The organism is Kitasatospora sp. NPDC004272 (assembly GCF_053603035.1).
Map to the genome: position 1 here is coordinate 1 of NZ_JBSGET010000108.1, position 19,605 is coordinate 19,605.

Annotated in this window: 20 protein-coding genes; 9 read left to right on the forward strand and 11 right to left on the reverse strand. The window is 75.4% G+C overall.

Features of this window, described 5'->3' with window-relative positions; genetic code table 11:
• A partial coding sequence (locus ACWEO5_RS27685; RefSeq protein ID WP_452164936.1) for an MFS transporter occupies nt 1-513 on the reverse strand: 513 nt, incomplete at its 3' end.
• 96 nt (nt 514-609) lie between these two features.
• Between ACWEO5_RS27685 and ACWEO5_RS27690 the strand changes: the two genes are divergently transcribed.
• The gene (locus ACWEO5_RS27690; protein WP_452164937.1) at nt 610-1,083 is read left to right on the forward strand and encodes a hemerythrin domain-containing protein; all 474 of its coding nucleotides are present in this window, start codon (nt 610-612) and stop codon (nt 1,081-1,083) included.
• A gap of 51 nt (nt 1,084-1,134) precedes the next feature.
• Here ACWEO5_RS27690 and ACWEO5_RS27695 read toward each other — a convergent pair whose 3' ends face one another.
• Nucleotides 1,135-2,355 (reverse strand): PucR family transcriptional regulator, encoded by a 1,221-nt coding sequence (locus tag ACWEO5_RS27695; RefSeq protein WP_344551599.1) that lies wholly within the window; start codon nt 2,353-2,355, stop codon nt 1,135-1,137.
• Between the two features lie 316 nt (nt 2,356-2,671).
• Here ACWEO5_RS27695 and ACWEO5_RS27700 point away from each other — a divergent pair, with 316 nt between their 5' ends.
• Nucleotides 2,672-3,133, forward strand: coding sequence for an SsgA family sporulation/cell division regulator (locus tag ACWEO5_RS27700; RefSeq protein WP_452164960.1), 462 nt, complete (start codon nt 2,672-2,674; stop codon nt 3,131-3,133).
• Nucleotides 3,134-3,206: 73 nt separating this feature from the next.
• On the opposite strand, the gene ACWEO5_RS27705 is transcribed toward ACWEO5_RS27700, so the two are convergent.
• The 5 genes from ACWEO5_RS27705 to ACWEO5_RS27725 all read right to left on the reverse strand — a co-directional run bounded on the left by ACWEO5_RS27705 (nt 3,207) and on the right by ACWEO5_RS27725 (nt 7,497).
• Nucleotides 3,207-4,070, reverse strand: a complete 864-nt coding sequence (locus ACWEO5_RS27705; protein WP_452164938.1) for an ABC transporter permease — start codon at nt 4,068-4,070, stop codon at nt 3,207-3,209.
• Nucleotides 4,030-4,887: an ATP-binding cassette domain-containing protein gene (locus ACWEO5_RS27710; RefSeq protein WP_452164939.1), complete on the reverse strand. Its 858-nt coding sequence runs from the start codon at nt 4,885-4,887 to the stop codon at nt 4,030-4,032. Before ACWEO5_RS27710 ends, ACWEO5_RS27705 begins: the two co-directional genes overlap by 41 nt.
• Entirely contained in the window at nt 4,884-5,372 is a 489-nt protein-coding gene (locus ACWEO5_RS27715) for a MarR family winged helix-turn-helix transcriptional regulator (protein WP_452164940.1), read from the reverse strand. The genes ACWEO5_RS27710 and ACWEO5_RS27715 overlap by 4 nt, the downstream gene beginning before the upstream one ends.
• Nucleotides 5,373-5,519: 147 nt before the next feature.
• Complete coding sequence (locus ACWEO5_RS27720; protein WP_452164941.1) at nt 5,520-6,329, reverse strand: hypothetical protein; 810 nt, start codon at nt 6,327-6,329, stop codon at nt 5,520-5,522.
• A 172-nt stretch (nt 6,330-6,501) separates the two neighbouring features.
• A complete protein-coding gene (locus tag ACWEO5_RS27725; RefSeq protein ID WP_452164942.1) occupies nt 6,502-7,497 on the reverse strand; it encodes a hypothetical protein in 996 nt (331 codons plus the stop codon).
• 265 nt (nt 7,498-7,762) lie between these two features.
• On the opposite strand from ACWEO5_RS27725, the gene ACWEO5_RS27730 reads away from it, so the two are divergent.
• Both ACWEO5_RS27730 and ACWEO5_RS27735 read left to right on the forward strand, forming a co-directional pair.
• The gene (locus tag ACWEO5_RS27730; RefSeq protein ID WP_344551606.1) at nt 7,763-8,029 is read left to right on the forward strand and encodes a GlsB/YeaQ/YmgE family stress response membrane protein; all 267 of its coding nucleotides are present in this window, start codon (nt 7,763-7,765) and stop codon (nt 8,027-8,029) included.
• Between the two features lie 294 nt (nt 8,030-8,323).
• The gene (locus ACWEO5_RS27735) at nt 8,324-9,034 is read left to right on the forward strand and encodes a hypothetical protein (protein WP_452164943.1); all 711 of its coding nucleotides are present in this window, start codon (nt 8,324-8,326) and stop codon (nt 9,032-9,034) included.
• 223 nt (nt 9,035-9,257) lie between these two features.
• On the opposite strand, the gene ACWEO5_RS27740 is transcribed toward ACWEO5_RS27735, so the two are convergent.
• The 3 genes from ACWEO5_RS27740 to ACWEO5_RS27750 all read right to left on the reverse strand — a co-directional run bounded on the left by ACWEO5_RS27740 (nt 9,258) and on the right by ACWEO5_RS27750 (nt 12,577).
• Nucleotides 9,258-10,310, reverse strand: a complete 1,053-nt coding sequence (locus tag ACWEO5_RS27740) for an EcsC family protein (RefSeq protein ID WP_452164944.1) — start codon at nt 10,308-10,310, stop codon at nt 9,258-9,260.
• A gap of 294 nt (nt 10,311-10,604) precedes the next feature.
• Entirely contained in the window at nt 10,605-11,294 is a 690-nt protein-coding gene (locus tag ACWEO5_RS27745; protein WP_452164945.1) for a LuxR C-terminal-related transcriptional regulator, read from the reverse strand.
• Nucleotides 11,291-12,577, reverse strand: coding sequence for an ATP-binding protein (locus ACWEO5_RS27750; protein ID WP_452164946.1), 1,287 nt, complete (start codon nt 12,575-12,577; stop codon nt 11,291-11,293). Before ACWEO5_RS27750 ends, ACWEO5_RS27745 begins: the two co-directional genes overlap by 4 nt.
• Nucleotides 12,578-12,747: 170 nt before the next feature.
• Here ACWEO5_RS27750 and ACWEO5_RS27755 point away from each other — a divergent pair, with 170 nt between their 5' ends.
• The 3 genes from ACWEO5_RS27755 to ACWEO5_RS27765 all read left to right on the forward strand — a co-directional run bounded on the left by ACWEO5_RS27755 (nt 12,748) and on the right by ACWEO5_RS27765 (nt 16,396).
• On the forward strand, nt 12,748-13,296 hold the full coding sequence (locus ACWEO5_RS27755; RefSeq protein WP_452164948.1) for a hypothetical protein: 549 nt from the start codon (nt 12,748-12,750) through the stop codon (nt 13,294-13,296).
• Nucleotides 13,297-13,370: 74 nt separating this feature from the next.
• Complete coding sequence (gene thpR / locus ACWEO5_RS27760; protein ID WP_452164949.1) at nt 13,371-13,982, forward strand: RNA 2',3'-cyclic phosphodiesterase; 612 nt, start codon at nt 13,371-13,373, stop codon at nt 13,980-13,982.
• Nucleotides 13,983-14,278: 296 nt separating this feature from the next.
• Nucleotides 14,279-16,396: a cellulose binding domain-containing protein gene (locus tag ACWEO5_RS27765; RefSeq protein ID WP_452164950.1), complete on the forward strand. Its 2,118-nt coding sequence runs from the start codon at nt 14,279-14,281 to the stop codon at nt 16,394-16,396.
• A 243-nt stretch (nt 16,397-16,639) separates the two neighbouring features.
• Here the strand turns inward: ACWEO5_RS27765 and ACWEO5_RS27770 are convergent, their stop codons facing one another.
• The gene (locus ACWEO5_RS27770) at nt 16,640-17,020 is read right to left on the reverse strand and encodes an ArsR/SmtB family transcription factor (protein WP_452164951.1); all 381 of its coding nucleotides are present in this window, start codon (nt 17,018-17,020) and stop codon (nt 16,640-16,642) included.
• A gap of 121 nt (nt 17,021-17,141) precedes the next feature.
• Here ACWEO5_RS27770 and ACWEO5_RS27775 point away from each other — a divergent pair, with 121 nt between their 5' ends.
• Both ACWEO5_RS27775 and ACWEO5_RS27780 read left to right on the forward strand, forming a co-directional pair.
• Nucleotides 17,142-18,509 carry an MFS transporter gene (locus ACWEO5_RS27775; protein ID WP_452164952.1) on the forward strand — a complete coding sequence of 456 codons (1,368 nt, stop codon included), beginning with the start codon at nt 17,142-17,144 and terminating at the stop codon, nt 18,507-18,509.
• A gap of 218 nt (nt 18,510-18,727) precedes the next feature.
• Nucleotides 18,728-19,579: a fumarylacetoacetate hydrolase family protein gene (locus ACWEO5_RS27780; RefSeq protein ID WP_452164953.1), complete on the forward strand. Its 852-nt coding sequence runs from the start codon at nt 18,728-18,730 to the stop codon at nt 19,577-19,579.
• Nucleotides 19,580-19,605: the final 26 nt, after the last annotated feature.

A 19,605-nucleotide genomic window follows, 5' to 3' on the forward strand; every position in this document is an offset into this window, starting at 1 on the left:
GGTGGCGGCCAGTCCGGCCGCCCCCACCAGCACCGCCCCCAGCGGCGCCCCGAGCAGGACCGCCGCCTGGCCGCCCGCCTGTCGGAGCGCCAGCGCCCGCGGCAACTGGGCGGGGGCCACCAGCAGGCGCGGCAGGGCGCCGCTCGCGGGCAGTTGGAAGGCGTCGACGGTGCCGATCAACAGGGCGAAGCCCAGCAGCGTCCACGCGGTGCTGCCCGCGGTGCGGTCGACCACGGCCAGCGCCAGGACGACGGCCAGCATCGCCCCGTCCCCGGCCAGCGCCGTCCGCCGGGCCCCGAACCGGTCGGCGACCGCCCCGCCGAACAGCAGCAGCACGGTGCGCGGCACGGTGACCGCGGTCAGCACCAGTCCGGCGGTCGTCCCGCCCAGTCCGGCGGCGGTCCAGCCGAGGGCGGTGGCGAGGGCGGCGTCCCCGACGGTGGAGGCACGGGTGCCCGCGAGCCACCAGAGGTACGTACGGGGCAGCGGGGCGGGAGCGGCGAGGGTGTTCACGGCGGCCGACGCTAGGGGCCTCGACCGGGTCGAGGGCAAGGCCGGCCCCGGCGTGCCGCCGGGGTGGGGACGGGGGGCGGCGGTGAGACTGGCGGGATGTGCCACTACTGCGGGTGCCGCGAGATTCCGCTGATCAAGGACTTCATCCGGGAGCACGAGGCGGCCACCGACCTGACCGGGGAGATCGCCCGGCTGCTGGCGGCGGGCGACCTGGCGGCGGCGGGGGCGCTGCTGCCGCCGCTGGCGGCCGAGTTGGCCTCGCACTGGCGGGGCAAGGAGGACGGGCTGTTCCGGGTGATGCGCGGGGATCCGGAGTTCGCGGCGTACATCGACGCGCTGGAGGCCGAGCACCGCGAACTGGCCGCGCTGCTCGCCACCGTGGACCTCGCCTCGCCGGCCGACCGGGCGGTGCTGCTCACCGCGTTCGAGGACCTGCACGAGCACATCGCCAAGGAGGAGGACGGCCTGTTCCCCGCCTCGCTGATCGCGCTGACCGCCGCCGACTGGAACGACTCGATGGCGGCCTGGCAGCGGGCCCACCCGGGGCGGCAGCCCTCCCAGCCGGGCTGAGCGGCCGGGCTGAGCGGCCGGGCCGGGGGCCGTCGCGGGGCGTCCGCCGGGTCACTCCAGCGGGTCGCGGACCACGCCGGGCAGGTGCAGCACCGCCTGCAGCGCGATGTACAACTCGGCGGAGTCCAGGCGGCGTTCGAAGGACCGGCCGGAGAGCTGCTCGATCCGGCGCAGCCGGTAGCGGATGGTGTTGGGGTGGCAGTACAGCAGCTTGGCGGCCTTGTCGGCGGAGCCGTCCACGGCGAACCAGGTGGACAGGGTGGTGAGCAGCTGTTCGCGCTGGCCGTCGGGGAGTTCCATGACGGGGCCGAGCACCTGGTTGCCGATCCGGGAGGCGGTGGAGGGGGCGGAGGCGACCAGCATCGGCAGCGGGTTGGCGTCGAACAGGGTGACCGTCTCGTCCGGGCGGGCCGAGCTGGCGAGGGCGACCTGGGCCAGGTGCAGGGCCTGCGGGGTCTGGTCGAGGCGGGTGTAGCAGGGGCTGACCCCGGCCCGGCGGACGGTCTGGCTGCGCAGGGTGTCGACCAGCAGGTCGATCGCGGCGGCGGCGCGCATCGAGACGATGCCGATGTGCGCGTCGGGGGTGAGCCGCCAGGCGGAGCCCATGTCGTGCTCGCGCAGGGTGGGTTCGATGTCGGGCAGGGCCTGCCGGGCGAGTCCGGGGGCGTGCGCGACGACCACCGCGAAGGTGCCGTCGTACGGGAGGGTGAGCATGTCGGCGGCCTCCAGGACGGAGCCGGGGTTGCCCATGCCGCCGCGCAGCACCACGTCGACCAGGGCGGAGCGCTCCTGGTCGCGGCGGACCATCAGCAGCGCGGTGGTCTCGTTGAAGGCGTTCATCATGGCGGTGGTGGACTCCTCGTTGAACCGCCAGACGTCGGTGGCCATCTGCACCAGCTCCGCGCTGGTGGCCAGGCCGTGGCGCAGCGACTCGGCGGCCATGGTCTCCCACAGGTGGGCGAAGCCGATCCGGAACGCGGACTGCACGGTGGCGACGGGGACGCCCTGTTCGGCGCGGAGCCGTCCGGTGCGGCGGGGGGCCTCCAGGCAGAGGTCGTCCTCGTGGGCGAGCCGGCGCAGGGTGAACTCGATGTTGCTGCGGACGGATTCGGCGAGGTCCCCGGCGGGCAGCGGTCCGGCGCTGCGGTAGACGGCCATGGTGTCGCGGATCCGGCGGACGGTCTCCTCGGTGAGCCCGGTGAGCCGGTCCAGCAGGTGGCCGGCCAGTCGCGCGGCCGAGTCGACCGGCGCCGCGGGGAGTCGGGTGCCCATGCGGCGAGCCTAGGCTCGCCGGAGGGGGCGTCCGGTCGGTGCGGGGGCGCGGGGCGGTCCGGGCACGCCGTGGGGGTGCCCGGACGGGCGGTGGCCGCACGGGCGTTCCACGGGTGAGGTGCCGGGCGGGTGTTGACGGTGCGTCGGGCCACCCGGGGGACCGTTTTGTCGCGGCCCACAGGCGGGGGCGGGGCGGGGCTGTTCGTCCGGACAGCGTTGGCGCCCGGTGGGGCCGGGGGTGCGCCGGGCGGCTCTAGTCTCCTGCTCAGACCGCTCCGGATCCGCCGGGCCGGACCGAGTGGAGAAGACGCCCGTGATGGAGAGCCCCGCCGAGCTGCGCCTGGACCTGGTGATGGATCTGCTGCTGTCGCCGGAGGAGGCATTCCCGGTCCCGGCGCGGCTGGTGTACTCCCCCGACGACCCGTACGCGGTGCACGTCGCCTTCCACGTCGACTCGGCGGCGCCGATCGGCTGGTTCTTCGCCCGGGACCTGCTGGCGCAGGGGCTGCTGCGGCCGACCGGGCTGGGGGACGTGCGGGTCTGGCCGGCGGTGGTGGACGGGCGGCGGATGGTCACCCTGGTGCTCTGCTCGCCGGAGGGGGACGCCTTCCTGCAGGCCCCGGCGGCCCGGGTGGCGGCCTGGGTGCGGCAGACGCTGCGCCTGGTGCCGCCGGGCGGGGAGGCCGAGCGGGCCCGGGTGGACCGGGCGCTGACGGCGGTGCTCGCGGCGGGCGGGGCGGCCGGTCCGGAGGTCCGGCCCACCCTCAACGACATGTGATGTTTCACCGGGCGCCCCCGGAGCGCCCCGGCCGGGCCCGCTGAGGGTCCGCGGCCCGCACCCGCGCGGACCCTCAGCGGGCCAGCCGGCCCAGCAGCGCGGAGGCGGCGGTGATCCCGGCCGCGGTGGACAGCGCGAGCACCCCGAAGTCCAGCGCGAGGTGGGACGGGGTGCCGATGAGCAGCCCGCGCAGCGCGTCCACCTGGTAGCTGAGCGGGTTGGCCCGGCTGACGGCCTGCAGCCAGCCCGGCATCAGGTCGACGGGGTACAGCGCGTTCGAGCCGAAGAACAGCGGCATGGTGATGGCCTGCCCGATGCCCATCAGCCGGTCCCGGGTCAGCACGATGCCCGCGATGGTCATCGACAGGCAGGAGAAGAACGCCGAGCCCAGCACCACCGCCACCGCCACGCCCAGCAGCCGCAGCGGGTTCGCGGTCATCCCGACGCCCAGCACGGCGGCCAGCAGCACCACCACGGCGGCCTGGACCACCGCCTTGACGCCCGCGGCGAACGCCTTGCCGGTGACCAGCGCGGCCCGCGGCGTCGGGGTGACCAGCAGCTTGGTGAGCACCCCGGAGTCCCGCTCCCAGATGATCATGATGCCGTAGAAGATCGCGATGAACATCGCGGACTGCGCGATGATGCCGGGCGCCAGGTAGTCCAGGTACGGGATGCCGCCGGTCGGGATCGCCTTCAGCCGGGTGAAGGTCTCGCCGAAGATCAGCAGCCAGAGCGCGGGCTGCACCGCCCGGGTGTACAGCTCGGTGCGGTCGTGCCGGAGCTTCTGCAGCTCGACGGTGCACATCGCGAGCACCCGGGCCGGGACCACCCGCCAGCCCGTGCGGGCCCTCGGCGGGACCAGCAGCAGCCCCAACTCGGGCCCGGGGGCGTGGTGTTCAGCCGACTCGGCTTGCGGTGCGACGGGTGCGGCGGACATCCGAGAACTCCCCTTCCTTGGCGTCGTCGGCCAGCGCGCGGCCGGAGAAGTGCCGGAACACGTCGTCCAGGGTGGGTGCGTCCTGGGCCGGGTCCTCGGCCCGGACCCGCGCCTTGAGCTCCTCGGGGGTGCCCAGCGCCCGGATCCGGCCGCGGTCCATCAGGGCGATCCGGTCGCAGTGCCGGTCCGCCTCGTCCATGTAGTGGGTGGTGACCAGCACCGTCATGCCGGTGGCCCGGCGCACCGCGTCCACCCGCTCCCAGACGCCCGCCCGGGCGATCGGGTCCAGGCCGATGGTGGGCTCGTCCAGCACCAGCAGCCGGGGCGCGCTGACCAGCGCCTGGGCCAGCTCCAGCCGGCGCACCATGCCGCCCGAGTACGTGCCGGCCATCCGGTCGGCGGCCTCGGTCAGGTCGACGGCGGCCAGCGCCTGGGCGACCCGCTCGGCCCGCTCGGCCCGGGCCACGTCGAAGACCCGGGCGAACAGCGCGACGTTCTCCCGCCCGGTCAGCCCGGCGTCCGCGGACAGCGCCTGCGGGACGTAGCCGAGCAGCCGCCGCACCTCGGTGCGCCCGGCGGCGCAGTCGTGGCCGAACACCTCGACCATGCCGCGCGCCGTCGGCAGCAGGGTGGTGATCGCCCGGATCGTGGTGGTCTTGCCCGCGCCGTTCGGGCCCAGCAGCCCGAACACCTCGCCCGGGCGCACCTCCAGGTCGACCCCGTCCACCGCCCGGACCACCGGGCCCTTGCCCCGGCCGCGGTGGAAGCTGTACGCCAGCTCCCGGCACCGGACGGCCGGTCGCTCCTGCTCGCTCATGCCTCCGCCTTCCCCTCGCCGCTCCCCCGGGCCCGCAGCCCGGCCGCGACCGCCCGCAGCGCGGGCAGCGCCGCCGCCAGCGCGGCCCGGTCCGCCCCGTCCAGTTCCGCCAGCACCTCGCCGAGCAGGGCGGTGCGCCGCAACCGCCAGTCGGCCAGCAGCTCGACGGCCTCCCCGGTGGCGTGCAGCAGGGCCGCCCGCCGGTCCGCCGGATCGGTCTCGCGGCGCAGCAGCCCCTGCCCGACCAGTTGGTTGACCAGGGTGGAGACCGAGTTCCCGGCCAGCGACAGCTCCTCGGCCGCCTCCGAGACCCGCATCCCCGGCGCGGCGGCGACCAGCCGCAGCAGTTCGGCCTGGGCGCCGCGCAGCCGCGGCCGGTCCAGCCCGGCCCGCAGGTGGCGGCGGGTCAGCCGCTGGATGCCGACCAGCAGGGCGGCGAACTCCTCGGCGTCCGGCTCGCGGTCCCGTTCCGTCTTCTCTCCCACGCCTCCGATTTTAGCTCTGCGTGAGAGGTATCTGTCGAGGGTCCGCGGGTCAAGAACTCCCCAACCGTCGGTCACGGAAAGGCCCGTGCACGACGGCGGGCCGGCCCGCGGGTGCGCGGACCGGCCCGGTGGAGCGGGGGGATCGGGTCAGCAGTCGCCGAAGGCGGTGCAGACCGTCCTGCCCAGGGTGTCGAGCACGCCCTGGTCGGCGGGGGCGGACCAGGCGGTCTTCGGACGGCCGCCCTTGGGGAGCTCGGCGTGCAGGGTGAGTTCGGCGACCGAGCCGTCCTGCACGGACAGGTACTCGTGCACCTCGACGGTGCCGCCCCCCGCCTGCGGGAGGGTCAGGGTGGCCGCGGCGAAGGTGCTGTCCTCGGAGCTGACCTTCACGCTCGCGCCCGGCACGGTGCTGCCGCAGTCCTTCAGCCCCTGCACGACGGAGCCCAGCAGCAGGAAGCCGCTCTGGGCCCGGCCGCTGCTGTCCTTCGCCGAGCCGAAGCTGGCGACGGTCTCGTCCGCCGCCCAGTCGCCGGCCGAGCCGCCCAGCGAGGCGGTCTCCACCATCGGCACCTCGGTGAAGGAGTCGTCGCGCGGGGCCTTGCACAGCTCCTCGATCCGGAGCCTGCCCTTCTCGCCGAGCGCCTTGGCGGCGGGGCCGGGCGCCTTCCAGTGCAGTGCGGCGTTCAGCGGCACCGCCTTCGGGTCGATCCACACCCCGGCGGGCAGCCGCCCGGCCTTGCCGGCCGCGCCGCCGTCGGAGGCGGCCGAGGTCTTCGCCGCCCCGGGGGACTTCGCCCCGGCGGTGCCCGGCGCGGTGCTGCTCGGCGCGGTGGCGGCCGGCGCGGCGGCACCGGTGGCGGCGTCACCGGTGTCGGTGCCGTCGGGGTCGCACGCCGACAGGACGGCGACAGCGGACAGGAGGGCCGCCGTGGCGGCGGCGAGGCGGAGCGAACGCACGTGTATCCCTGGGAGTTCGGAGGTGACGGTGGATGAACGGTGGATCCCGGACGCGCCCGCCGGTCGGCGGACCCGGCGAGGACCGGGCCGCGGGGGCGGGCGCGCCGGAGGCCGGTGCGCCGGAGGCCGGTGCGGCGGAGGCCGGTGCGGCGGGAGCCGGTGCGGCGGCGGATCAGTACCAGTGCGGCGGACGGGACGGGTCGGCCTGCTGCACCTTGGCCGCCAGGTCGTGGCCGTCCGGCGAGACCTTGTAGGTCTTCATGACGTACCGCATGGACGCGGCGCAGTTGGCCACCGGGTCGTAGATGTCCGTCGAGGTGCCCGCGACGTGGTTCGCGGCGAACGTCCCCGGCACGGTCTGCCAGCCGCCGCGCGAGCAGTTCAGCGGGGCGCCGTCCGACTGGATCGGCCCGTTGACGTTGACGTCGTGCTTCGCGTCCTGGTTGACCTGCCAGTCCGGCGAGTTGTACGCGGACTCGCGCCCGGCGATGGTCAGCATGCCCTTGGTCCACGCCTCGCGGGCCTTCGGATCGGTGATGCCCATCGCGTCCAGCGCCCGGGAGACGTACTCCCGGCAGGCCGCCTCGCCGCCCCGGTACTCGCCCTTGCCGTGGAAGGTGACGTCGCCCTTGTCGATCCTGCCCTCGTTCGACACGGTCGGCTCGGGGTCGCTGCCGCCGGTGCCCCCGCCGGGCTTCTTCGGGGCGGTCGGCGTCGCCACCGGCTTCCCGGGGGCGGTCGGCGCGGGGGCGGGCCTGCCGCCGCCGGGCTTCTTCGGGGCGGTCGGCTGTCCGGGGTGCGCGCCCCGGCCGGGCTTGGCGACGCCCTCGCGGGCGCGCCGCTCGGCCTCCGCGTACTGCTCGGCGACGGTGCCGAGCTTGCCGACGTCGCTGCCGAGGTTCCTGGCGAGCTCGTCCTTGGTGCGCTCCAGGGCGGCCAGCCGCTGCTGGACGGCGCCGACCCGCTCGCGGACCCGGGCGACCACCGCGCCGAAGCCGAGGACGCCGCCGAGGGCGCCGGCCGCGAGGTCGGTGGTGACGGCCTTGGTCATCACCGCCTTGATCCGGCCGGTCCGCTCGGACAATTCCCCCATCCGCTGCTGGATCGACTGGAATTCCTGCTGGATCTTCGCCAGTTCACCCGGTTCGTAGCCGAAACCCGCTGCCATCTCCGCGTCCCCCCGTAGGACTTGACGTGCGCTCAGCTCGTTTATCCCATCACACGGTGCGACGGCGCAATCGCCGGGGCCCCCGGTTCGGGGCACCCCGCTACCCTTTGCCGAGCCTTTGCAAACCTGCCGGTCGGTGGTTCGCCGAGATGCCCCGACCGGCCGGGCGAGCGATCATGGCTGGGACGGACCGCTCCGCCGGCGGGCCCCCGCACGACGCACCGCCGTCGACCGTCCGGCGGCCGACCGGAAGGGCTGGGTTTCGATGTTCCAAATCATCTGGATTCTGCTGATCGGCCTCGTGCTGGGCCTCCTCGCCAAACTGATCCTGCGCGGCCCGCAGTCCATCCCGTGGTGGCTGACCATGCTGCTCGGCGCGGCCGGCGCCCTGATCGGCAACCTGGTGTCCGGCTGGATCGGCGTCCGGCACACCGGGGGGATCGACTGGATCAGGCACCTGCTGCAGATCGGGTTCGCCGTCCTCCTGGTGGCCCTCGTCTCCCCCGCCTGGGGCAAGTCCCGCAGCAGGTAGCCCGCCACCCGCGCACCCCGCCACCGCCCGCCCGGCCCCGGCCCGGCGGGCGGCGGCACGCCCGGCCGGGGCACCGCGGGAGCCGGGGCACCGCGGGGGCCGGGGGGCGGCCGCCCGTTCACCCGGTCGGACCATTGCCCGCGTCGTCACCGTGTCACCGTCCGGTCCCGAATCGACGTTTTCGCCCGCTCCCGGCGGCGGGCGCCCGTAGCGTCCTGCCCCGTACCGCCGCGCGGGCCCGGTCGTCCGGGTGCGCGACGCGCCCACCCACCCACACCGGGAGCAGCCACCACCATGACCGGACGCCAGCCGTTCGCCGCCCGCGCCCTGTTCGCCACCGCGGCGCTGGGCATCGCGCTCACCCTCGCCGCCTGCGACCCGGACGGGACGGAGGACGCCGCCGCGTCCCCGTCCCCGTCTGCGGCTCCGAGCACCGCGCGGCCGACCGCGAGTGCGCACCCCGGTGCCCCGAAGTCCTCGCCCGCCATGCCCGCGCCCCCCTCCACGGACGCCCCGCCCTCCCGTTCGGCCTCCCCGCGCGACCCCGGCGCCAAGCACACCCTGACCGAGGCCCGCACCGCCGGCGCCCTGACCCTGGGCACCGGGACGGCGCAGCTGAGCGACGTGCCGGTGGACCCGGGCGAGATGCGCGACGGGATGCACCTGGTGGAGGCCAACTACGTGAGCGCCGACGGGGGCTCCGGCCGTCCGGTGCTGTTCGTCGGGGTCGACAACGTACCGGAGGAGCCGAGCGTCCGCCGCGAGCACCTGTGGCGGGGCCTGCTCCAGTACGCGGTGGGCGAGGGCTCGACCGGCGACTACGGCCCCTCCGCCACCTACCCGGCCGGTCCGCTGGGCGGCAACCTGGAGTGCGTCCCGCTCGACTCCGGCGCCATGTGCGGGTGGGTCGACTCCTGGACCGCGGCCGTCGCGCTCTTCCCGACCACCGCCCCCGCGGACGCCGCCGAGCAGTTCCTCGCGATGCGCGAGGCCATCGAGCACTGACGCCGGGGAATTCGGCCGGGCCCGGGGCGGCGTCAATTTCCCTTCAGCGCCGGAGAATTGATCGACCATCGGCCGGTGGGTGCGGTTCCCGGCCATTCCCGCGGCGGCCGGTCGCGGCCTGCCGCCGGGGGAATGCGGCGCGCTTTTCCGGAATTCCCCGGACCGGCTCCGGTTCCGAGGTCGCCGTCCGAGCCCGCCGGGGTCCGCCGAGATCCGCTCGGGCTCACCCGGCCGCGTCCCGCAGCACCTCGTCCTCGTCCGGCTCCCCGTCCGCGTCCGGGTCCGGGTCGGCCAGCAGCGCGGCGGGCAGCGGCAGGCCGTACTTGTCGCACAGGAACCTGGTCTGGCAGTACCGCTGGGCGTCCTCGGCCACCCGGCCGAGGACGACGGCGTTCGTGCCCGCGCCGAGGACGATGCCCACGAAGGGCACCACCTTGGCGACGTTCTTGACCGACACCTTGGAGCCGGCCGGGCCCAGCTGATTGATCAGCTTCTCCAGGGCGGCGATCAGGCGGTGGTCCTGCCGGAGCTTCTCCGACCACCGCACCCGGCCCTGGATCGCCCGCGCCGCCTGCGCGGCCTCGTTCATCGGCTTGATCTTGGCCGCCTGCGCCACGAAGGAGCGCTGCACCAGCCGCTGGATGAACGCCTGCTCGTCCGGGTCCTTCGCGTCGTAGCCGTAGGAGTAGGCGATCCGCGCCGCGATCGACGCGCTCAGCACCTGGACGACCAGGATGTCCGCCGTCATGGCGACCGGGATGCCCGCGACGGGGACCATCGCCAGCAGCCCCATCGCGCCGCCCTCCAGCGCGCCGGCGGTGCGCCAGGTGAGCTTGTTGTGGGCGAGCAGGCGGTCGCACGCCTTGAGGTCCTGCTCCCGCAGCTCGGTGAAGCTGTCGATCTCGAAGCCCTGCTTGCGGGCCAGCTTCTCCACGTTCGCCGGGTCGTTGAGCTCCAGCGCCCAGTCGTTGACCAGCTCGATCAGTGAGGCCGCGGCCCCCAGCACCGGCCGCAGCGCCTTGTCCGCGACCACGTCGCCGGCCCGGCGGATCGGCTCCTTGACCACCTCCGGCACCGCACCCACCACCCGGCCCACCGCGCCCCCGGCGGCCGCCCCGGTCCGCTCGGCCGCCCGGCTCGCCCACCCCGGCAGACCGCGACGCTTGCTGCGGCGCTCCCAGTGTCCGGCGAGGTCGCGCCAGACCTTGGCCTCGTACTCGCTCATCGGGCGCTCGCCGCCGACGGACGGCACGGCGGGGGCGGGGGCAGCACTCACGCGGACTCTCCACATCGCTTGCGGCCGTAGCCCGTCGGAGGTCTCCCGCGGCTTCCGGCGCCTGAAGCTACCGCAGTCCGAACGCCGAGAACGGCGAGAAGCGAAATCAAGGGCTCGGGGAACGGCGAGGCCGTGGCTGCGGGCGGTTCACTGCCGTTGCGCGTGTCTGCTTCTGGTTCTGTTCCAGGCACGCAGCAGCACAAACACTTCGATGGGCTCCGACCGTCAGCAGCATCGACCCGCCGTTCCCCGGGCCCCTGGATGCGCGCTCTGGCTAGCCCCTGGCTGGGTTCTTCAGTTCAGTCGCCGGTGGTCGAGCAAGTCGCCCGGCCCGAGGCCGAGTTCGCGTTCCAGGTCGGCCGGGGAGTGGTCGCGCAGGAAGTCCGCGAACTTCGCGGTGACCACCGCCATGTGCTCCTCGGCGGTCTTCTTGCCGATGAAGAGCCGTTCGGCGATGCTGCGGAACGCCTCGCCGCGGGCCCGGGCGGAGAGGATCTCGCGCTGGCGGGGCGTCAGGCTGGGCAGGCCGCCGCGGCGTTCGGCGAGTTCGGCCAGGCCGACCAGGGCCTGGGTGATCACCACCCGGTCGGCGGCGACCTCGTCGACGGCCGCGGCCAGTGCGGCGAGCGGTTCGGCCTTGTGCACGACGCCGCGCGCCCCGGCGGCCATGCAGCCGACCAGCACCTCGCGGCGGCGCTCGTTGGTGTAGATCAGCGTCCGGTGCCCGGCCCGGGCGACCGCCTCCACCGCGGCGGCGCCCTGCCGCACCCCCGTCCGACCGGTGCCGGTCAGCACCAGGTCGAGCAGGACCGCGTCCGTCTCCGGCCGGGCGGCGAGCAGTTCCTCGACGCTGCTGACCGCCAGCACCACCCGGACCCCGGGGAGCAGGTGCGGCAGCCCTTCCCGGATGACCGTGTCGTCGTCCACCACGGCCACCCGGGTCCCGGGCTGCGCGCCCGGGTCGCGTCCTCGACGGTCCCTCACCGCTCCTCCAGCCTTCCGCGCAGCAGCACGACCGTCCCCGCGCCGGGCGCGGAGCGGATCTCGGACTCGACGCCGACCTCGGCCAGCGCCCGGCTCACCTGCACCCGCAGCCCGAAGCCGAGCGGGCGGCGGGCCTGGTCGAAGCCGCGCCCGTCGTCGCGGACGCTGACCTCCCAGTGCCCGAGCCCGGGCGGGGCGTCGGCGTGCACCACCACCTGCCCGGCCGCGGCGTGCGCCCGCACGTTGTGCAGCACCGTCGCCAGCGCCTCGTGCAGCGGCCCGGCTGCGGCGGGCGGGACGGGCACGTCGGCGGCCAGGTCGACGGCGTAGTCGATCGGCAGGTCGGTGAAGCCCTCCCCGGCCCGCCGCACCAGGGCCGCCAGGGTGGCCGTCCCCGCGGCGGGGCCGTCCGGGCCGCCGCCGTCCGGCTGCTCCAGGAAGTGCCGCACCCGGGCCGCCCCGGCGGCGGCCTGCCGGCGCAGCACCTCCACGAGGCCCGGCTCCAGGCCGGGTTCGGAGAGCAGCCGCATGATGGTGATCTGGTCGTGCAGCAGCAGCCGGTGCCGGTCGCGCTCGGCCTCGGCCGCCGAGAGCGCGGCCTGCCGCCGGGCCTCGTCGGCGTCCCGACCCAGGCGGCGGATGAACGTCGCGGACGAGCGGGCGGCCACCGCGAACACCAGGTAGCCGATCAGGTTGCTGGCCGCGGTGGGGGCGTGCGCGTGCGACAGGACGACGCCGGGCAGCGCGTACGCGGCGGCGACCAGGGCCGTCGCGGCGACGGTCTGCCGGCGGGCCGGGAAGCCGATCGCCGCGCCGAACACCGCGTTGACGCTGAGCGCGCCGCCCCAGGCCGTCCAGGTGCCGACCCAGTCCTCGGGGAGCAGGTACCAGGGCTCGCCCAGCAGCACGACCGCCGCCACCGCCACGTCGGCCCGGGCCCACCCGCCCGCCGGGTACTGCCGGCGGCGCACCGCGACCGCGCACATGGCGAGCGACTGGGCGAGCGCGACGGCCATCAGCGCCGCGTCCAGCGCCGGGGCGGTGGCCCGGGCCAGGCCGTGCGGGGCGGCCGGGAGGATCTCCAGCAGGGTCCCGACCCGCATCAGCACGAACGCGATCACCACGGCGAGTTCGGCCCCGGCGGCCGTCGTCGACAGCCCCCCGGAGCCGGGCCACGGCCGCCAGGGCCGCCACCCGCGCAGCGCGCGCAGCGCCCCGCGCACGGTCCGGTCGTCCGGCGGGGGCGCCGGTCGCGCGACGGGCGGCGGGGGCAGCGGTGGCACCCGCCCATCCTGCCGCAGCGGCGGGCGGCGCGGACCCCGGATTCGTCCGGGTTCCGCGCGCGGCTGACGGTCCGTCATCCTTCCCCCACCGCAGCACCGGTCGGAACGGGGACGGCCGGCGCGCACCACCCTCCGCAGCGACAGACCAGCACAGACCGGGAGCCTTTTCCGTGGGACCACTCGACACCTGGCGGACGGCCACCTCCGTCCTCCCCCGCCGCACCGCGCTGCGCCTGCTCGGCGCCTCCGCCCTCAGCGTCGCCGTCGCCGCCTGCAGCAGCGGCAAGGTCGGCCCGGGGCTGGGCGCGGTCGCCCTGGGCAAGTTCGCGGCGGGCCGCTGGCAGGTCTCCGCCCCCGAGGCCCACTACAAGCACGGCACCGTCGACGTCACCGAGACCGGCACCTGGACGGCGAGCTTCGACGACGAGGAGGGCCAGGACCCCACCGTCATGTCCGGCACCTGGTCGCCGGCCGGCAAGTCGCTCCAGGTGACCATCGCCGGGCACGGGGACGGCGACGGCGGCACCGCCACCGGGGTGCCGGAGACCGTCGCGGGCGGCGACGCCTCGGCCGCCTTCAGCTGGGTCCTCGCCGGCCGCGAGAAGTACCCCGACGACATCCGGGCGAACTACCGTGCCAAGACCGGCACCCTCGTCCTGGAGGTCGGCGTCGGCCCCCGCCCGCAGCACCCGCAGACCATCACCCTGACCCGCGCCTGAACCCCGCGCCCGAACCCCGCGCCCGAACCCCTCCGCCGTGCGCCGTACCGGGCGGCGGGTGCTAGAAATCCCTGGTGGACGAGCACCCCCCGCCGGACGGACCCCCCGCGCCCCCGACCCTGCGCGTCTTCGTCGCGCTGGCCCCGCCCGACGAGGCCAAGGACGAACTCGCCCGCGCCCTGCGGCCCGCGTACGCCGCCCACCCCCGGCTGCGCTGGAACCGGATCGAGGACTGGCACATCACGCTGGCCTTCCTCGGCGAAGTGCCCGCCACCGCCGTCCCGCCGCTGCACGCGGCGCTGGCCGACCGGGCCGCCGGACAGCCCGCCCTGCGACTGGGCCTGCAGGGCGGCGGGCACTTCGACGGGCGGCTGCTGTGGAGCGGCGTCAGCGGCGACCTGGACGGCCTGCACCGGCTCGCCGCCGAGGTCCGCGCCCTGGTCCGGGCCCTGGGCCTCGACTACCGCGACCGCCCGCTGCACCCCCACCTCACCCTGGCCCGGGCCCGCCGCGACGACCCCACCGGCGTCCCCGCCGGCGCCGCCGTCCTGACCGCCTTCACCGGCCGCCCCTGGTGGACCCCCCGCCTCCACCTGGTCGGCAGCAGCGCCCTCCGCGGCCCCGAACCACTGCGCTACCGCGACCTCGCCTCCTGGCCGCTGGCCGTCCCGCCGGTTTCCGGATGACGGGCGGCCCCGCCCCGCGCCGGATCGTCCGGGCCGCCGGTCGGGGGATCCGGCGGTGGATCTCGCCGCGGTGGCCCACCGCCGGGACCCGGACGATCAGCCGGCCGTGCTCGACGGTGCGGACCGCCCGGCGGGTCGCGGGCGCGAACGTTTCAGCGGGCCGGGGGCGCGGAGCTGGGCGGATCGGCGCGGGGTGGGGTCCGGCGGGGCGGAGGATTGACATGATCGGGGCCCGTTTCCACCATGGGAGCGCTCCCATGCCTCCACCCGCACCCCCATCCGGGAGGAACCACCCCATGCTGTTCCGCAGCAGACCAGCCGGCCCCCGACGTCGCCGCCCGCTCGCCGCGACGGCCTCGGCCGCCCTCGCCCTGGCGGCAGCCGCACTGCCGCTCGCCGCCCCCACCGCCTCCGCCGCGGACCCGGCGCCCGCCGGCGACACCACGGTGACGGTCAACCCGACCGCGGGCCTGGGCACCGTCGGCGCCGCCGCACTCGGCGCCAACACCGCCATCTGGGACTCGCACATGAACGACCCCGAGGTGGTGTCGCTGTACCAGCAGGCCGGGATCGGCGCGCTGCGCTACCCCGGCGGCTCGTACTCGGACATCTACCACTGGGTCGACAACACCGCGCCGGGCGGCTACGTCGCCCCGGGCACCGACTTCGACGCCTTCATGGGCACCGCGAAGGCGTCCGGCGCGCAGCCGATCCTGATCGCCAACTACGGCTCCGGCACCGCCCAGGAGGCCGCCGACTGGGTCCGGTACGCCAACGTCACCAAGGGCTACGGGGCGAAGTACTGGGAGATCGGCAACGAGATCTACGGCAACGGCGTCTACGGCAGCGGCTGGGAGAACGACACCCACGCCGACAAGACGCCCGACCAGTACGCCCGGGAGGTCAAGGCGTACGCGGCGGCGATGAAGGCGGTCGACCCGACCGTCAAGATCGGCGCGGTGCTCACCATGCCCGGCAACTGGCCGGACGGCATCGTGGCCGCCGGGGACAGCGGCGACTGGAACCACACCGTGCTGGCCGCCGTCGCCCACGACGTGGACTTCGTCAGCGTCCACTGGTACCCGAACGCGGGCGGCGGCGCCCAGGCGCTGTCCGCCGTGCGCCAACTGCCGGGCGAGCTGCGCGAGGTGCGCAACCTACTGGACCGGTACGCGGGCGCCGACTCGGCGAACATCGGCATCGCGATGACCGAGGTCAACTCCGAGTCCGGCAACGGCGCGCTGACCAGCCGCCCGAACGGCCTGTTCGCGGCCGAGGCGATGATCACCGCGCTGGAGAACGGCGTCTTCAACGTCGACTGGTGGGACACCCACAACGGCGTCGGCCCGATCACCACCGTGGGCGGCGAGACCGACTACGGCGACATGGGCATGCTGTCCAGCGGCGCCTGCAACGGCGACGTCTGCGAGCCGGCCGTGAACACCCCGTTCGCGCCGTACTACGGCATCAAGGCGCTGGGCGCGCTCAGCGACCCGGGCGACACCATGCTGGCCTCCGGCTCCTCCTCCGCCGAGGTCACCTCGCACGCGGTGCTGCGCGCCAACGGCGACCTCAGCGTCCTGCTGCTGAACGGGAGTTCCAGCACGGCGCACACCGTGTCGCTGAGCTACCCCGGCTTCACCGCCGCCGCCTCGGCCCCCGCCGTCCAGCGCTGGGCGCCCGGCGACACCGGGCTGGTGGACGCGGCCGGCACCGCCACCGCCACCTCGGCGACCCTGGCCCCGTCCTCGATCACCGTGCTGACCCTGCACCCGAAGGCCGGCACCGGCCAGGCCGCCGCCACCGTCGGCGCCCCCGGCACGCCGCGCACCACCTCGGTGGGCGCGAACACCGTCACGCTGAACTGGCCCGCCGCGACCGGCGCGGTGGACCGCTACGAGGTGTACGAGCAGCTCGGCACCACCGTGCAGCTGCTCGGCTCCTCCACCGGCACCTCCGCCACCCTCTACAACCTGCCGGCCGGCTCCCGGCACACCGTCAACGTGCTGGCCCGCGACCAGGCCGGGCACCTCTCCGGCCCGTCCGTCCCGCTGACCTTCACCACCGGCACTCCCGGTGACAGCACCTGCACCGTCTCGTACCAGGTGACGGCGGGCTGGGGCAACGGCTTCGTGGCCGGCGTGGTGGTGAACAACCTCGGCCCGGCCGACCTCGACGGCTGGACCCTGGACTTCGACTGGCCCTCCGCCGGGCAGTCCGTCGGCTCGTGGTGGAACGCGAACATCGACTCCACCGGCCAGCACGTCCGGGTCACCAACGGCCAGTACAACGGCCACCTGGCGCCGGGCGGCGGCACCTCGGCGGACTTCGGCTTCGTCGGCAACAACAACGGCGCCAACCCGTCCCCCACGGTCTTCCGGCTGAACGGGACGGTCTGCCGCACCGTGAGCTGACCGCGAACCGACCGGCACCGACCGGCACCGACCGGGCGCGGGGTCCGGCGAGGAGGACGTCCCCCTCCTCGCCGGGCCCCGCGCCCGCACGTCCGGGAGCTCCCGGGTCGGCGGGACCGGGCCCGGACGGGCTGCTCCGGATCGGCGACTGGAGCGACGACCGGAACGGCAACGGCGGGGCGGGCGACGGCCCCGGCGGCCGTGGGGCTCCGGGCTCAGGGCTCAGGGCTCAGGGCTCAGAGCTCAGGGCTCCGGGCTGAGGGCTCCGGGCTCCGGGCTCCAGGCGGCGACGAGGGCGAGCAGGCCGGGGAAGCGCGCATTCAGGTCCTCGACCCGGACCTGGCTGCGGCGTTCGAGGCCGTACTGCCGCTGGCGGGTGACGCCGGCCTCGCGCAGCGCCTTGAAGTGGTGGGTGAGCGAGGACTTGGGCCGGTCCAGGCCGAACCACTGGCAGGAGTGGTCGAACTCCTCCGACTCCAGCAGGAGCCTGCGGACGATGGTCAGCCGCAGCGGGGAGCTGAGCGCGGCCAGCACCTCCTCCAGCCGCAACTCCCCGACGGGCGGCTCGGGGAGCGGTTCGGGCAGGCCGGGCGGCTCCGGGAGGACCTTGAAGGCTGCGGACACGGGCGGCTCCTCGTCTTCTCGCGTTCCGGCGTCCCGTTCAGTACGACTCCAATCGTACTGCATGCTAAGTTCGACTCGACTCGTACTGGCGGGAGCCGACAGGCAGATCAGGGGAACTCCCATGTCCGGAACCGGAATCAGCCCCGCGAGCAGCACCGCGGGCGGGGCCGTGAGCAGGGCCGCGAGCAGGGCCGTGAGCAGGGCCGTGAGCAGCAGCGCGGACGGGGGCGGGGGCGGAGGCGACGCCCCGTTGCGGTGGGTGTGGCTGGCCGCCTGGCCGATCACCGCCGTCTTCGTGCTGTCCAACGCGGCGACGCCGCTGTACGTGCTGTGGCAGCGCGACATCGGCTTCTCCAGGGGCACCCTGACCGTGGTGTTCGCCTGCTACATCGTCGGGCTGGTCGGCTCGCTGCTGGTCTCCGGCATGCTCTCCGACCGGATCGGCCGCAAGCCGGTGCTGCTCCCGGCGCTGGGGCTGGCGCTCGCCGCCTGCCTGGTGTTCGGGACGGCCGGCAGCGTGGCCGCGCTGATCGTGGCGCGGCTGTTCACCGGCGTCGCGGTCGGCGCGGTGGTCTCGGCCGGGATGGCGGCGGTCACCGACGTGGCCGGGCCGGGACGTCGGCGGACGGCCGCCCTGCTGGCCTCCTGCGCGATGGTCTTCGGCGCCGGGCTCGGCCCGCTGCTGGCCGGGGTGCTCTCCGAACTGGCCCCGGGCCCGACGTCCACCGTGTTCGCCGTCGAGGCCGTGCTGCTGGCCCTGGCCGTGGTGGCGGTGCTGCGGATGCCGCTGCCGCGCCCCGGGAGCGGCCGGACCGACCGGACCGACCGGGCGGGCCACGGCGGCGAGCCCGGCGAACGCGGCGAACGCGGCGGCTGGATCCGGGTGCCGGGCGTCCCGCGCGGTCGTGGGCGTCAACTCGCGCTGGGCGTCGCGGTGTTCGCCCCCGGCATCACCGCCACCTCGTTCGTGCTCTCGCTCGGCCCGTCCCTGCTGTCCGGCCTGCTCGGCACCACCAGCCGGATCGTGGCGGGCTCGATGGCCTTCGCGATGTTCCTCACCGCCACCGGCGTGCAGTTCGCCGTCCAGCGGCTGCGCCGCCGCACCGTCCTGGCGGTCGGCGCGGCGGGCACCGCGCTGGGCATGCTCGCCCTGGCGGCGGCCGTGCACGCGGGTTCGGCCGGCGCGCTGCTCGCCGCCGCGCTGCTGGCCGGCGCGGGCCAGGGCCTCGGCCAGCTCGGCGGCCTGTCCCTGCTCAACTCCACCGTCCCGCCCCGCCGCCTGGCCGAGGCCAACGCCGCCCTCAACGTGGGCGGTTACCTCCCGGCCGGCCTGCTCCCGGTCTCGGCCGGCTACCTCAGCGACGCGGCCGGCCTGACCGCGGGCACCACGGCCTTCGCCGCCGCCCTCGCCACCCTCGCCGTCCTCGGCGGCCTCCTGGTACTGACCGCTCCGCGCCGCACCATCGACCCCGATTCATCGGATGCCTGATGGGATATACCCGCACAAAGCCCGAGAATTTCGCCACCGGATCCCGTCGATCGGAAAATACATCGGATGACTCCTTGCCGGGGGTGGCGGCGGCGGCCTAGTCTCGTCCCGCCCCCGACCGTGGTCCCGGGCACCGCTCCGGTCGCAGTCACGGCCACAGCCACCGCCACCGCCACGGTCACCGCCACCATCACAGTCACGGCCCCAGGAGGAACCCCATGAAGCTGCTGCGCGTCGGTGCGCCCGGCGAGGAAACGCCCGCGGTGCTGGCCGAGGACGGGAGCGTGCGCTCGCTGACCGGGCTGACCGGGGACGTCGACGGGGCGTTCCTGGCCGGCGGCGGGGTCGAGCGGGTGCGGGCGGCGCTGGCGGCGGGGGAACTGCCGCTGCTGGACGCCGAGGGGGTGCGGGTCGGGGCGCCGGTGGCGCGGCCGGGGAAGGTGGTCTGCGTCGGCCTCAACTACCGCGACCACGCGGCGGAGACCGGCGCGGCGATCCCGACCCGTCCGGTGGTGTTCATGAAGGACCCTGCCACCGTGGTGGGCCCGTACGACGAGGTGCTGATCCCGCGCGGTTCGGTGAAGACCGACTGGGAGGTGGAGCTGGCCGTGGTGATCGGGCGGCGGGCCCGCTACCTGGAGTCGCCCGAGCAGGCGGCGGCCTGCGTGGCCGGGTACGCGGTCAGCAACGACGTCTCGGAGCGGGAGTTCCAGCTGGAGTTCTCCGCGCAGTGGGACCTCGGCAAGTCCTGCGAGACCTTCAACCCGCTGGGCCCGTGGCTGGTGACGCCGGACGAGGTCGGCGACCCGCAGGCACTCGGGATGCGGCTGTCGGTCAACGGGGAGGCGCGGCAGGACGGCGACACCAAGGAGATGGTCTTCGACGTCGCGTACCTGGTCTGGTACCTGAGCCAGTACATGGTGCTCAACCCGGGCGACGTGATCAACACCGGCACCCCGGCCGGGGTCGCGCTCGGCCGGAGCGACCAGCCGTACCTGCGGGCGGGCGACGTGGTCGAGCTGTCCGTGGACGGCCTGGGCACCCAGCGCCAGACCTTCGTCGACGCGTGAGCGGCCGCGTGAACGAGCACGCGGAC

Coding starts and splice junctions, on each gene's coding strand:
- ACWEO5_RS27725 (WP_452164942.1), bottom strand. CDS start 7,497: ATGGCAGCGGGTTTCGGCTACGAACCGGGTGAACTGGCGAAGATCCAG.
- ACWEO5_RS27690 (WP_452164937.1), top strand. CDS start 610: ATGTGCCACTACTGCGGGTGCCGCGAGATTCCGCTGATCAAGGACTTC.
- ACWEO5_RS27765 (WP_452164950.1), top strand. CDS start 14,279: ATGCTGTTCCGCAGCAGACCAGCCGGCCCCCGACGTCGCCGCCCGCTC.
- ACWEO5_RS27730 (WP_344551606.1), top strand. CDS start 7,763: ATGTTCCAAATCATCTGGATTCTGCTGATCGGCCTCGTGCTGGGCCTC.
- ACWEO5_RS27695 (WP_344551599.1), bottom strand. CDS start 2,355: ATGGGCACCCGACTCCCCGCGGCGCCGGTCGACTCGGCCGCGCGACTG.
- ACWEO5_RS27780 (WP_452164953.1), top strand. CDS start 18,728: ATGAAGCTGCTGCGCGTCGGTGCGCCCGGCGAGGAAACGCCCGCGGTG.
- ACWEO5_RS27705 (WP_452164938.1), bottom strand. CDS start 4,070: ATGTCCGCCGCACCCGTCGCACCGCAAGCCGAGTCGGCTGAACACCAC.
- ACWEO5_RS27710 (WP_452164939.1), bottom strand. CDS start 4,887: ATGAGCGAGCAGGAGCGACCGGCCGTCCGGTGCCGGGAGCTGGCGTAC.
- ACWEO5_RS27775 (WP_452164952.1), top strand. CDS start 17,142: ATGTCCGGAACCGGAATCAGCCCCGCGAGCAGCACCGCGGGCGGGGCC.
- ACWEO5_RS27700 (WP_452164960.1), top strand. CDS start 2,672: ATGGAGAGCCCCGCCGAGCTGCGCCTGGACCTGGTGATGGATCTGCTG.
- ACWEO5_RS27735 (WP_452164943.1), top strand. CDS start 8,324: ATGACCGGACGCCAGCCGTTCGCCGCCCGCGCCCTGTTCGCCACCGCG.